14 protein-coding genes are annotated in these 13,464 nt (G+C 41.3%); 6 read left to right on the top strand and 8 right to left on the bottom strand.

Annotation, left to right across the window (positions count from 1 at the left end; all coding sequences use genetic code 11):
• Window positions 1-19: 19 nt before the first annotated feature.
• Together R0123_RS07210 and R0123_RS07205 are read right to left on the bottom strand one after the other, a co-directional pair.
• Window positions 20-1,261 carry an NAD(P)/FAD-dependent oxidoreductase gene (locus R0123_RS07210; RefSeq protein WP_323843574.1) on the bottom strand — a complete coding sequence of 414 codons (1,242 nt, stop codon included), beginning with the start codon at window positions 1,259-1,261 and terminating at the stop codon, window positions 20-22.
• Window positions 1,254-1,445, bottom strand: a complete 192-nt coding sequence (locus tag R0123_RS07205) for an oxidoreductase-like domain-containing protein (protein ID WP_323842078.1) — start codon at window positions 1,443-1,445, stop codon at window positions 1,254-1,256. The genes R0123_RS07210 and R0123_RS07205 overlap by 8 nt, the downstream gene beginning before the upstream one ends.
• 202 nt (window positions 1,446-1,647) lie before the next feature.
• Between R0123_RS07205 and R0123_RS07200 the strand changes: the two genes are divergently transcribed.
• From R0123_RS07200 to R0123_RS07190, 3 genes are all read left to right on the top strand, one after another.
• On the top strand, window positions 1,648-1,971 hold the full coding sequence (locus tag R0123_RS07200; protein WP_323843573.1) for a BolA family protein: 324 nt from the start codon (window positions 1,648-1,650) through the stop codon (window positions 1,969-1,971).
• A 177-nt stretch (window positions 1,972-2,148) separates the two neighbouring features.
• The gene (locus tag R0123_RS07195) at window positions 2,149-3,858 is read left to right on the top strand and encodes a SulP family inorganic anion transporter (RefSeq protein WP_323843572.1); all 1,710 of its coding nucleotides are present in this window, start codon (window positions 2,149-2,151) and stop codon (window positions 3,856-3,858) included.
• Between the two features lie 142 nt (window positions 3,859-4,000).
• A complete protein-coding gene (locus R0123_RS07190) occupies window positions 4,001-4,330 on the top strand; it encodes a beta-lactamase hydrolase domain-containing protein (protein ID WP_323843571.1) in 330 nt (109 codons plus the stop codon).
• A 160-nt stretch (window positions 4,331-4,490) separates the two neighbouring features.
• Here the strand turns inward: R0123_RS07190 and R0123_RS07185 are convergent, their stop codons facing one another.
• Entirely contained in the window at window positions 4,491-5,243 is a 753-nt protein-coding gene (locus R0123_RS07185; protein ID WP_323843570.1) for an RluA family pseudouridine synthase, read from the bottom strand.
• Between the two features lie 202 nt (window positions 5,244-5,445).
• On the opposite strand from R0123_RS07185, the gene trxA reads away from it, so the two are divergent.
• The 3 genes from trxA to R0123_RS07170 all read left to right on the top strand — a co-directional run bounded on the left by trxA (window position 5,446) and on the right by R0123_RS07170 (window position 7,973).
• Complete coding sequence (trxA, locus tag R0123_RS07180; RefSeq protein WP_323843569.1) at window positions 5,446-5,766, top strand: thioredoxin; 321 nt, start codon at window positions 5,446-5,448, stop codon at window positions 5,764-5,766.
• Between the two features lie 228 nt (window positions 5,767-5,994).
• On the top strand, window positions 5,995-7,263 hold the full coding sequence (rho, locus tag R0123_RS07175; protein ID WP_323842072.1) for a transcription termination factor Rho: 1,269 nt from the start codon (window positions 5,995-5,997) through the stop codon (window positions 7,261-7,263).
• 347 nt (window positions 7,264-7,610) lie between these two features.
• Window positions 7,611-7,973 (top strand): hypothetical protein, encoded by a 363-nt coding sequence (locus tag R0123_RS07170; RefSeq protein ID WP_323842071.1) that lies wholly within the window; start codon window positions 7,611-7,613, stop codon window positions 7,971-7,973.
• A gap of 134 nt (window positions 7,974-8,107) precedes the next feature.
• Here the strand turns inward: R0123_RS07170 and R0123_RS07165 are convergent, their stop codons facing one another.
• From R0123_RS07165 to R0123_RS07145, 5 genes are all read right to left on the bottom strand, one after another.
• Complete coding sequence (locus R0123_RS07165) at window positions 8,108-8,341, bottom strand: hypothetical protein (RefSeq protein ID WP_323843568.1); 234 nt, start codon at window positions 8,339-8,341, stop codon at window positions 8,108-8,110.
• Between the two features lie 73 nt (window positions 8,342-8,414).
• The gene (gene secA / locus R0123_RS07160; protein ID WP_323843567.1) at window positions 8,415-11,207 is read right to left on the bottom strand and encodes a preprotein translocase subunit SecA; all 2,793 of its coding nucleotides are present in this window, start codon (window positions 11,205-11,207) and stop codon (window positions 8,415-8,417) included.
• A gap of 81 nt (window positions 11,208-11,288) precedes the next feature.
• Window positions 11,289-11,450 (bottom strand): YqaE/Pmp3 family membrane protein, encoded by a 162-nt coding sequence (locus R0123_RS07155; protein ID WP_323843566.1) that lies wholly within the window; start codon window positions 11,448-11,450, stop codon window positions 11,289-11,291.
• Window positions 11,451-11,548: 98 nt separating this feature from the next.
• The gene (gene hemL, locus R0123_RS07150) at window positions 11,549-12,835 is read right to left on the bottom strand and encodes a glutamate-1-semialdehyde 2,1-aminomutase (protein WP_323843565.1); all 1,287 of its coding nucleotides are present in this window, start codon (window positions 12,833-12,835) and stop codon (window positions 11,549-11,551) included.
• Window positions 12,836-13,023: 188 nt separating this feature from the next.
• Window positions 13,024-13,362, bottom strand: coding sequence for a zinc ribbon domain-containing protein YjdM (locus R0123_RS07145; protein WP_323842066.1), 339 nt, complete (start codon window positions 13,360-13,362; stop codon window positions 13,024-13,026).
• Window positions 13,363-13,464 lie beyond the last annotated feature (102 nt).

The raw sequence follows: 13,464 nt of genomic DNA, 5'->3' as shown, positions 1-13,464 counted from the left end.
AGTCTGGCAACCAAAGTGCTTACCAATCTGCTCCCACTGCCTCGCTACACACATAAGCACTCGCCCAAGCCCACATGAAATTAAATCCGCCCAAATGTCCTGTCACATCAAGCACTTCACCAATAAAGTACAATCGTGAACACAGCTTGCTCTCCATCGTTTTACCTTTCACCTCATCTGTATTGACACCACCTCGGGTTACCTCCGCCACCCGATAGCCTTCCGTGCCTGACGGCTTAATTTGCCAAGCATTGATGTTTTTACCAATATTCACCAAGTCCTTATCTTTGACATTGGCAAGCTCAATATCCTGCCATTTTTGCCAAAAAACACTCTGCAAAACCGCCAATAATTTTTTGGGGAAATAAGGTGCCAAAATAGTACGAATATACTGTTTTGGGTATGTTCTTTTTGCATCAATCAGCAGCCGTCCTACATCATGCTCAGGCAATAGATTGATACTAATCATCTCTCCTAATTGCCAATAATTAGACAGCTGAAGCATTGCAGGCCCAGACAGACCCCGATGAGTAAAAAGCATGGGCAGGGTAAAACTTGCCTTATCATTAAAAGCAACCACATCAAGACTGATGCCCGCCAACGACTTAGTCAGCTCGCCTACTCGGTCAGTAAAAGTAAATGGCACCAAGGACGCTTCAGTGGGCACAATGCTATGTCCAAACTGGACTGCGGTTTGATAACCAAAGCCACTAGAACCAAGTGTCGGAATTGACAATCCGCCTGTAGCGATAATCAAATGACGACAAGATAATTCATAAGACTTGCCATTTTTTGGCAAGATAGACAGCTTAAATTCGTCCGTATGATTTTTGACAATCTGATCAATACTTGTATTTAAACGAATATCCACACCTGCCATATCACACTCGCTGATGAGCATATTTAAAATGTCTTTAGATGAATCATCACAAAACAGCTCTCCGTGTGATTTTTCATGATAAGCGATGCCATGTTTTTGTACAAGTTTGATAAAATCATCACTTGTATAGCGGCTCAAAGCAGATTTTACAAAATGGCAATTTTGACCGATGAACGCATTAGGTGTAACCGACATATTAACAAAATTGCAGCGACCGCCACCAGACATGAGAATTTTTTTGCCTGCTTTATTGGCATGGTCAAGCACCAAGACACGCTTGCCATAAAGAGCAACATGAAATGCACAAAACAACCCAGAAGCACCAGCACCGATGATGATGGCATCAAAATTCTCCGACGGTTTTAATACACCATCACTCATCAGTACCCTCTTTTGAACGAATGCTTTTATTTAAATGATCATGCCCATGATTATATTTGGCATCATAATCTGCTTTTTGCAAGCGATAAATTTCAAATACACACAGTTCATCGCAACCATTATTACAACATTCATAATCTTCTGGTGGCTCTGGTGGCAAAGGAATATTGGTTAAATCGGTCATTTTTTCTCACAGATGTCTTGTTAATCAATAAAGTTGATGCTTTTTGTCGCAAATACTTGTATTTATTTTGACTTTTATTATAATGAAATCATCACAAAAATACACGCATACTCTTTAATACAAATCATAGCACAAAATCGTTAAAGTCTGTTTTTTAAAATATCATAAAAACGATTAATACTGATAAACTTTAAGGAAATCAATGAATACACCGACTGCTAACGCCATCTTAGATGCCATACAACAACTTAGCCCAACCTATGTCATGCTTGACAACGAAAGCCATAAACACGCAGGATATTTTGATGGCAAAGAAAGCCATTTTAAATTAGTCATAGTCAGCGATGCTTTTGTAGACAAACGACTGATTGCTCGCCATCAAATGATTTATGCTCTTACACAATCACTCATGCAAATCAATGGTGGTACGATTCATGCATTCGCCATTCATGCCTACACGCCCGATGAATGGACAAAACAAGCAAAAGCCCCAGACAGCCCCAACTGTGCTGGACAAAATAAATAAAACAAAAGTTAATGGCCATAAAGTATCACAGAGTATAAAGATTGTACTTTTGCACAAAAAATCAAAATTTATGGCAAAAACAACACGCTTTTTTAAGCAGTATCAAAAATCTTTTAAATTAAGTGGTTCATTTAACGGCTCATTTTTTATACCCCCTTTTTTTTGCGTTGAATAATAATGTCTATTTTTCCCCATTGGCTGACTACTTTAAAACAACAACCCAAACTCATCATTAGCGAATTGACCGCAGGCTTCATGATGGCGATACTTGTCATTCCTCAAAGCCTAGGCTACGCAGCATTGGCAGGGTTGCCACCCATCATGGGACTGTACGCATCTATTGTACCAACCTTGGTTTATGCTTACATAGGTTCAAGTAGTGTCAGTGCCCTAGGTCCTGTGGCAGTAACAGCCGTAATGACTGCCAGTGCTTTATCTGATTATGCCACAGGCAGTATGCAGTACATCATGCTATCTATCACATTAGCATTCATGGTGGGAGCGATTTTATGCCTAGCAAGCGTATTGCGACTTGGTTGGATCATGCAATTTGTCAGCCGTGGCGTCGCTAGTGGCTTTGTCAGTGCAGCCGCCGCACTAATCATCATCACGCAGTTCAAAAATCTAATAGGTGCACCCATCGTTGGTGGCAGTCTAACCGACATCATCAAAAATCTGGCTCATGGTAGCTTTTACATTCAGCCAAGCACTGCCCTGCTTGGTGTGGCAACTTTTGCTATTTTATTCGCCAATCGCTATGTCGCAGGGCTTTGGTCGTGGCTGCCCAAATCCAGTGCCGATTTTGCCAAGCGTATGCTTGTTATCATCATCACCATCATCACCATCATTTTGGCAAACCAGCTACATTGGCAAGAGCTTGGCATACACCTACTTGAGCCGCTACCAACGGGCTTTCCAACGCTTAGTTTGCCACCATTATCTATCAGCACTCTCTTGGCTATGTTGCCATCTGCATTACTTATTGCACTCATCGCTTTTATTTCAAGCTCAGCAGTGGCAAGTAATTATGCACGCATTCATAAAGAGTCATTTGATAATAATAAAGAGTTGCTTGGTTTAGGATTTGCCAACATCGCCAGCAGTATGTCAGGTGGTTTTGCAGTGACAGGTGGCATTTCTCGCACCAGCCTAAATATCGGACTTGGTGCAAAAACACCTTTGGCATCGGTCATGTGTGCTGTAGGCATTTTGCTAATTTTGCTGTTTTTTGGGCAGTTTTTGACAGGATTGCCATATGCGGTTTTATCCGCCATCATCGTCATTTCAGCAATTTCAATGGTGGACTTTGACACCCTAAACAGCGCCCTAAAACACGACAAAGCAGATGCACTATGCTGGATAATCAGCTTTATTGTAGCGATTGGATTTGGACTAAATGTTGGATTGATTGCAGGGATATTATCTAGCTTTGCACTGATGATTTATCGTTCACATCGAGTGAATATCGCCACCATCGGACAGATTGGTGATAGCGGACATTTTCGCGACATCACACGCCACAAAACAACTACTTTTGACAACTTACTCTTGCTAAGAATTGATGAAAGTTTGTATTTTGGCAATGCCACCACCATTCACAACACCTTAAGGCGCCGTTATTATGACCACCCAAAAGCACACGACATCATTATTATTATGACCGCCGTCAATCATCTGGATTTAACCGCCCAAGAAATGTTGATTGATTTTAATCAAGAAATAAAAAGTCAGGGCAAACGCCTGCATTTTGCAGAGATTAAGGGGGGTGTCATGGATATTTTAAAAGACAGCAAACTGCTTAATAAGCTTTCAGGACAAGTATTTTTAAGTACCAAACTTGCCGTAGACAAACTAAAACATCAAAGCAAAGATTGGCATGATATGTAATTCATGCCAAAAAATTTGATTTTCTTGTAATTTTTAAAATTTTAGAATATGCTTATTTCCAAATCAAAGTTGAATCATGACAAAAATTTCGCTAAGATAGCTTTGTTTTTTAAGCAGCCTAAACAGACATTGGAACGGTAATATGAACAAAAAGCACATCACACTTTATAAACAAATCCACCCTTGCCAATGCCAAGTTTTATCAAAATTGGGTTTTAAAAGTCTCATCAATCTGCGTTTTGATGATGAATGCGACAATCAACCAAGAACTGACGCTTTGAACAAAATCGCAACCAGTGCAGGTCTACAATATCGTCATTTGCCCATAGATAGCGAGAGCTTGTCTTTTGATGTGGTTGAACAATTTGCCAAACTCTTAAATGAGCTTCCTAGCCCTGTGATGGTCTTTTGTGGTACAGGCACTCGAGCCAAACGCATTTATCAAAGTGCAGTGGTAAGCGGTCTGATTTAATCATGGATACAATAAAAAAACCTTCTTTGCTTTAAAACAATAAAGAAAAATAGAGATTGAATAACAATACTTTTTGCTTTTTTAATGTTTTTCATACTAAGAATACTAAGATAAGTACAGCTTATCTGCATACAAATTTTAACCTTGGCATCACTTGACCTCAAAACGGCACATCACTTTGCCAATCCATCCACACACCGTGCACTGGGTGCTTTAACCGCAATTTATGAGCGTGTAAGTTCAGTCTTGGTGCAAGTTCTAGTGCAGTATTTTGAGCATAGATTGGATCACCAATCATCACATGGCCGATATGCACCATATGCACACGCAACTGATGGCTACGACCCGTGATAGGCCTTAAAGTCACACGAGTTACAGGGTGTGCCTTACCTTGGGTATCTGTGCGTAATTCGTGATGCAAGATTTCATAGTGAGTCAGCGCTTTTTTTGACCAAGCAGGATCGACAATATGGCGAGGTTTTGTGGTTGGCTCATAACGAACAGGTATGTCAATCACCCCTGTTTTGCCATCATGACAAACAGTACCAAAAACCACCGCTTGATATTCTTTTTGAGGTAATCGGTCTATAAACTGCTTGGAAACATGACTTTGGGCGTACTCATTTTTGGCAAAGATGATCAATCCCGATGTATCCATGTCCAGCCGATGGATAAGTTTGATGTTTGGATTTACCCTAAGTAAGCGTGATTGCAAACTGACCTTCAATGTCCTGCCATCTACACTCAAAAGTCCCGCTGGCTTATCTCCCACCCAAATATCATCATCTTCATAAATTGTGATAGACTTGATGAAATTGGCAAAAAACTCTTGTGGCTTTGCCAACTCATCGGCATTCATACGAGCTATTTTATCATCAGTCAAGCGGTCTTGACGATTGGTATTTTTATTCATATCTTTAACACAATTAATTTGGACGATTGACAAATTCAATGACAAAAAATCTGTCTTTTTCTAAAAATTTTGCTATTATAACACAATTAACTTGATGGCTTTTATTTATTGATTATCCATCAATACCCAGACCAACTCTTTATAAAGTCTGTTAAGCCGTCTATCATATTTCATTCACAACCCAAACAAAAAAGGCGAAAATATGTCAATCATCAATACCACCGATGCAAATTTTGAACGAGATGTCCTACAATCTGATAAGCCTGTACTTGTGGACTTTTGGGCACCGTGGTGCGGTCCTTGTAAAGCCATTTCACCAACCCTAGAAGAGCTGGCAAACGATTATGAGGGTACTGCCCACATTGTCAAAGTTAATGTTGATGACAACCCAGAAATCGCTGCACGCTTTGGCATTCGTAGCATTCCTACTTTATTTGTTTTTAAAAATGGCGAAAAGGTTGATACTGTTGTTGGCAGCCGTCCAAAATCAGAATTTGCCGAGTTGTTAGACAAGCATCTATAAATCTAACGATTCTAATAATCTAATAAAAGAGTAAAAGAGGCTTGTTTTTTGCAGGTCTCTTTGTTTTTTTGCTTGATTTTATGAGCAAAAACTCGTATCATTACGCACCGTTGCACATTCTTTTTCAATCCGCAACGCACCTTTTCTCATAATATATTTTGCCAGTCTGATTATCTCTATCACAGAGCTGACAGCATTTCTCATGACCAATCTTTGCAAGACCTACCCATGAATCTGACCGAACTCAAAAGAAAATCCGTCTCTGAGCTGCTTGCCATTGCAGAACAAATGGGACTTGAAAATATGGCACGAAATCGAAAACAAGACATCATTTTTGCCATCTTAAAGACTCACGCACGCAATGGCGAGCCTATTTATGGTGATGGTGTACTTGAAATCCTTCCTGATGGATTTGGGTTTTTGCGTTCAAGTGAAGGCTCATATTTAGCAGGCCCTGACGATATCTATGTCAGCCCAAGTCAAATCCGTCGTTTTAACCTACAAACAGGTGATTCCATCGCAGGTCAAATCCGCCCACCTAAAGAACAAGAGCGTTACTTTGCACTATTAAAGGTCAGTCAGATTAACTTTGATACGCCAGATCGCAGTCGTCATAAATTAATTTTTGAAAACCTGACACCACTTTTTCCTACCCAACAACTCACGCTAGAGCAAGGCAATGGCACAACCGAAGACTTAACAGGGCGAGTCATTGACTTAATCGCCCCTATTGGCAAAGGTCAACGCTCCATCATCGTTGCCCCACCCAAGGCGGGTAAAACCGTTTTACTGCAAAGCATTGCTCAAGCCATTGCCAAAAATCATCCAGAATGCTATCTGATCGTTTTGCTGATTGATGAACGCCCAGAAGAAGTAACAGAAATGCAGCGGACTGTGCGTGGTGAAGTGGTGGCGTCAACTTTTGACGAACCACCATCTCGTCATATTCAGGTTGCCGAGATGGTCATTGAAAAAGCCAAACGATTGGTTGAACATAAACAAGATGTTGTCATCTTGCTAGATAGTATTACTCGTCTGGCTCGTGCTTATAATACCGTCATTCCATCAAGTGGCAAGGTGCTAACAGGTGGTGTAGATGCCAATGCACTAGAACGCCCAAAACGCTTTTTTGGTGCAGCACGCAATGTTGAGGAAGGTGGCAGCCTGACCATCATCTCAACCGCTCTTATTGACACAGGCTCAAAAATGGACAGTGTGATTTTTGAAGAATTTAAAGGTACAGGCAACCAAGAAATTACTCTTGAACGAGACCTTGCCGAGCGTCGCATTTTCCCCGCAATCAATATTAAAAAAACCAGCACTCGCCGTGAAGAACGCTTGCTTGATGAAGAAACACTACGCCGTGTTTGGGTATTGCGTAAACTGCTTCAACCCATGGATGACTCGCAAGCCACAGAATTTTTACTTGACCGATTAAAAGACTCCAAAACAAACGACGAATTTTTTCGTAACATGACTAAAAAAGCAACAGGATAAAAGCCATCCCACCACCTAATTGATGGTTTAGAAAATAGACGGCTTAGAAAAATTGTAAAAATCATCGTACGACATCTGCACAAAATGAAATTTGTGAATATGACAAAACGCTTGGTCAGGATTTTGAGCAATCTAAACCATCAAGCAAGTTAATTGAAATAATTTGTTACAATTTTTCAGTTAAATTAAAAAATTTTGCTTTTCATTTGCAAAATTTTAGGTATAATTATGCACCGTAGTATTAAAGTATGATAAGGATTTTGTCTGTGGTAAATACAGCATATGTATCTGCCTAGATTTTTTCGTTTCCATACAATACTAACTTACTATTCTTACGGAGATTTACCATGAAAACCAAACTAGCTCTATCTGCTCTAATCGCTTCTCTAGCTCTAACTGCTTGCTCAAAACCAGCTGAAGAAGCTCCAGAAGCTGCTCAAGCTGCCGCTGAAGCTGCTGTAGAAGCACAAGAAGCTGCTGCTACCGCACCTACTGATGCTGCTGCTCAAGAAGCTGCTGCTACTGCTGATGCTGCCGCTGCTACTGCCGCTACTGCTGCTCAAAACGCTCAAGTAACTACTGGTGCTGCCGCTGAACACGCTGAAGCTGTTGCAGAAAATGCACAAGAAGCTGCTGAACAAGCTGCAGATGCTGCTAAAAATGCTGCTAACGGTGCTGTTGCTGGTACTGCTACCACAGACAAGAAGTAATCTACTTTTTAGATCACTGTTGTTAATAAAAAAAGCCCATTCTGGGCTTTTTTTATTAACAACTTAACAACAAACTAAAAGCAGTCGTAAAAAAAGACACCCTGTTCATGAGGGGTGTCTTTTTTCATTAGATTTTATTTATCAGTTGGTGCATCGTCATCGACTGACTCAATGATTAGTTCAGATGCCCCTTCATCCGCTTTCTCATGCGAAGGGGTGCTAACACCCTCTTCTTTGGCATCAGCAGGTTCGGCGGACATCGGAACAATTTGCACCTCAGTTTGTATTACTACAGGTTGCTCCTCTCGTTTGGTACACGCCGACACCATGATAACGGTTATGAGCATCAAGCAAAGTGGCTTTATCATCATACCTTCCATTAATATCTACAAATTTGAACGCAGATAACTAATAAGTACTGAATGAAAATAATGATCTTGGCTAGACAACTTTACCATGACATTGTTTGTATTTTAAGCCACTGCCACATGGGCATGGCGCATTACGATTGGTACCTGTTGGAATCGCAATGTCCTCTATATCCCCTACTGCCGTATGTTCGGCCCGTTCAGTATTTTCGCCTACTGCACCTAAAGTCAATGTGATATTTTGTCCTGATGCTTGGCCAGATTCAGATTGCTCTTGCTCCTCGCCCAGCTCATGACGATCAAACTGCATTCGCATGGCTTCAATCTGACGGCGACGCTCCTCTTCTAAGGCGGCCAGTTCTTCTGGTGTTGGCACATGCACTCTAGATAAATCTTGTACAATATCAGATTTTACCGCACCGAGCATGGATACAAAAAGCTCAAATGATTCTCGCTTATATTCTTGCTCTGGATTTTTTTGAGCATAACTACGCAAATGAATGCCCTTTCTAAGTTGATCCATTTGGGTTAAATGCTCTTTCCAATGCCTATCAAGACTTTGTAAAACAAAGTGGCGTTCTAGCTGGGCAGCACTTTCCTTGCCCATTTGCACGCGTCTGTCCTCATAACGAGCAATGGCCGTCTGAATAATTTTAATGCGTAAACCCTCTTCGTCTAAGCGGCGGTCAGCATCTAACCAGTCATTAATTGGCATATAAAAACGAAATGCTTCTTCAATCTCATCTTCTAAACCATCAATATTCCACTGATCATCAACCGAACCTGGCGGAACAAATTGACTGATAAGAGCATTGTACACCTCATAGTGCATATCCTTAATGGAGTCTTGTAAGTCTGCTTGCCCCAGCAAATCATCACGCTGAGTGTAGATGACCTTTCGCTGATCATTGGCAACATCATCATATTTTAACAAACTCTTGCGTGCATCAAAATCTCTTGCCTCTACCTTGCCTTGGGCGTTCTCGATAGAACGAGACACCATCTTATGTTCAATGGCCTCATCTTCTTTTAGCCCCATCGCACGAAACATGCTTGTCACACGATCGCCTGCAAAAATACGCATCAAATCATCTTCTAATGACAAAAAAAACCTTGACTGACCAGGATCGCCCTGTCGCCCTGCTCGCCCACGAAGCTGATTGTCAATACGGCGTGATTCATGGCGTTCAGAGCCAATGATATGGAGCCCCCCCGCTTGTTTAACCGCTTCGTTTTTGGCTTGCCAATCAGCTTGCATGGCGGCTTTTTGTTCGTCGCTAAGTTCATTTAAATTTTCTACTTGGGCTTGCCAATTACCACCCAAAATAATATCCGTGCCACGCCCTGCCATATTTGTGGCAATCGTTACCGCTTTTGGACGACCCGCCTGAGCAATAATTTCCGCTTCTCGTTCATGTTGTTTGGCATTTAAAACATTATGGACAATCCCCTCTTGGTCAAGCAGATAAGATAATTCTTCGCTTGCCTCAATGGTTGCTGTACCAACTAGGACCGGTGCACCTTTGGCGGTAATTTCTTTGATTTCCTTGATGATGCCCTGATATTTGCCAAGCTTGGTTAAAAAAATCTGGTCATCTAAATCAATACGCGCAATCGGACGGTGGGTTGGGATAATGACCACCTCTAAGTCATAGGTGGATTTAAACTCAGCTGCCTCAGTATCTGCCGTTCCTGTCATGCCTGACAACTTATCATACAAGCGGAAATAATTTTGAAAAGTAGTGGTTGCCATCGTCTGGTTTTCAGCCTGAATTTCCACACCCTCTTTTGCCTCTACCGCTTGATGCAAACCCTCTGACCAACGACGGCCTGGCATGGTACGCCCTGTGTTTTCATCAACAATGATTACCTCACCATCTTGGACAATGTAGTGGACATTTTTGACAAACAAATGATGTGCTCGGATTGCTGATTGCACATGGGCAAGCAACGGCAAGCGTGCTGGACTATACAGACTTTCGTTTTGTCCAAGCTGACCAACCTCTGTCAAAAAATGCTCTATTTTCTCATAGCCTTTTTCGCTGATTTCCACTTGGCGGTTTTTTTCGTCAATCCAAAAATCACCATCAGTGTTATTCTTATTGACCTCCTCATCTTTGGAACGAGTCAGCCTTGGAATGATATGGTCAATTAAAGTATAAAGCTCAGCAGAGTCTTCGGCTTGTCCTGAAATGATGAGAGGTGTTCTTGCTTCATCAATCAAGATAGAATCAATCTCATCAATAATACAATAATTTAGTGGACGCTGTTTTTTCTCATCCAAGCTAAACACCATATTATCACGCAGATAATCAAAGCCATATTCATTATTGGTACCATAGGTGATATCCGCCCGATACGCTTCAAACTTCTCTTGTGGTGGCTGCTGACTATAAATCACGCCAACTGACAGCCCTAAAAAAGCAAATAATGGACGGTTCAGCTCAGCATCACGACCTGCTAGGTAATCATTGACCGTAACAACATGCACACCCTTGCCACTGATGGCGTTTAGATAAATGGCAAGGGTCGCCATCAAGGTCTTACCCTCACCCGTTTTCATCTCAGCAATCTTACCTTCATGCAAGGTAATACCGCCGATCAACTGAACATCATAATGACGCATACCATTGACACGCTTTGATGCCTCACGACAAACAGCAAAAGCCTCTGGTAGAATGTCATCAAGACTTTCGCCTTGCTTGTAGCGATTTTTAAAATCAAAGGTTTTTTGGCGTAGCTCATCATCAGATAATGCTGAAATGGTCGGCTCATGGGCATTAATTTTTGCCACAACCTTACGCATACGCTTTAATTCACGCTCGTTTTTCGTGCCAATGACACTGCCAATAATTTTGCTTAACATGAAAACTACCTATAAAAAAATATTAAAAAATATTAAAAAATATTAATCGTGTAAATATGATTGCTCAATTTATTTGATCTTTTAGTCTGTCTTGTACTGACTTAGGGCATACACCGACCAAATTGCAGCAGGTAGCCAACCAATAAATGTCAATTGTAAAATCAAACAAAAGAGCCCTGCGAATGGGCGACCGATGGTAAAAAACTGCATCCACGGTAAAAATAATGCCAACAATAAACGCATAAATCTCCAATGCTTATCTTTAAGTATTTGGATTTAATTTTAGCACAAAATCGTGCCACAATTGAATTTTTCAGTCATTTGCCATACCTTGTCAACAATCAAAGTGTAGCAAAAACTTCGTCTGCCATCAATAAGGTCTGTTCAATATCTTCATCGCTATGAGCGGCTGACATGAATGATGCTTCAAAAGCAGAAGGTGCAAAATGTACACCGCGAGAAAGCATGCCATGAAAGAATTTATTAAACTTAGCAACATCAGCACTTGCCACATCGCCAAAGTTTTTTGGTAAATCCTTGGCAAAAAACAGTCCAAACATACCGCCTACATGGCAAGTGGTAAACGCCACACCATGCTTGTTGGCACAGTCTTGCAGACCACTGACCAGCTTAGTGGTTTTTTGTGTCAATTCTTGATAAAAATTAGGTTTCACCAGTTCATCAAACATCGCTTTGCCTGCTCGCATCGCCAAAGGATTGCCAGAAAGCGTGCCTGCTTGATAAACACCGCCAAGCGGCGCAATATGCGACATGATTTCTCGCTTACCCCCAAACGCCCCAACAGGCAAACCCGCCCCAATAATCTTACCAAAAGTAGTCAAATCAGGCGTAATGCCAAAATACTCGCTTGCCCCTTTTAGACCGACACGAAAACCCGTCATGACTTCATCAAAAATCAAAACCACGCCATGCTGGGTGCAAAGATGACGCAAAGTGGTGTGAAATTCTTGAGTAGGAATGATCATGTTCATATTGCCAGCGATTGGCTCTACAATCACGCAAGCAAGCTCGCTACCAAAATTTTCAAAAGCGGCTTTTAGAGCATCAACATCGTTATAAGGCAAAGTTAAAGTATGCTTGGCAAAATCAGCAGGTACGCCCTTACTCGTTGGTTCGCCAATATCCAACATACCAGAACCCGCCTTCACCAAAAGACTGTCTGAATGCCCATGATAACAACCCTCAAACTTGACAATCTTATCTCGCCCTGTATAGCCTCTTGCAAGTCTGATGGCACTCATGGTTGCCTCTGTACCACTTGACACCATCCGAACAAGCTCAATGTGTGGCAAGATCTCACAAATCAAATCCGCCATCGTTATTTCAAAAGGCGTAGGCGTACCAAATGATAAGCCATCATCAGCAGCCGATTTGACCGCATTGATGACTTTATCATGAGCATGACCCAAAATCATCGGCCCCCAAGAGCCAACATAGTCAATGTAAGGGTGGTCTTGGGTATCATAAATATACGCCCCTTTGGCTCGACTGACAAAAACAGGAGTGCCACCCACACCAGTAAAAGCACGCACAGGGGAGTTGACACCACCGGGAATATGGCGTTTGGCTTTTTCAAACAAAATTTGGTCGGCGGTAAGCTGGGTCATTTTAAGTCTCTTTTTGTTAAGTTTGTTGAACGGTTTGTCAAATGATCTAAAGTAAAAAGCAGTTTAAATGTTTAAATAGAAACAAAGCAAGCTGGCATGGTTCATATTTGTGGCAAGTAGCAATAAAAAACCAAAAAATGAATGCTTTGATATGTTTAAATGAAAACGCCAAGCATCATCAAAGTGAATCAGGCCTTTTTGACAACAGAAGATTTTAGTTTCATCGCCCCAAAACCATCAATTTTACAATCAATGTCGTGGTCGTCTGGTGCATCATAAATCAGACGAATGGATTTGACCTTAGTGCCAACTTTAATTGGTGTAGACGAGCCTTTTACCTTCAAATCTTTAATCACAGTAACACTATCACCGTCATTGAGTACATTGCCAACTGCATCTTTAATGACAGGGGAGTTGTCTTCTGCTTCGCCTTGTTGCCACTCATGGCTACACATGGGGCAAATCAACAGTTCACCATCTTGGTAAGTATAGCTTTCATCGCATTTTGGGCAGTTTGGTAGTGTCATGGTCTTTTCCTAGTTGATTAAACTCTTATTTTAACTTAATTTACAGTAAATTTGGAAAAATTTTTACCCTTGAATTTTAAGAAGCCTCCCCAACCTAGCATT

The sequence above is a fragment of the Moraxella sp. Pampa genome (assembly GCF_035181385.1).
Classification (GTDB): Bacteria; Pseudomonadota; Gammaproteobacteria; order Pseudomonadales; family Moraxellaceae; genus Moraxella.
The sequence above is the reverse complement of the archived record's forward strand: the minus strand, read 5'-3'. Positions and strand labels throughout refer to the sequence as shown.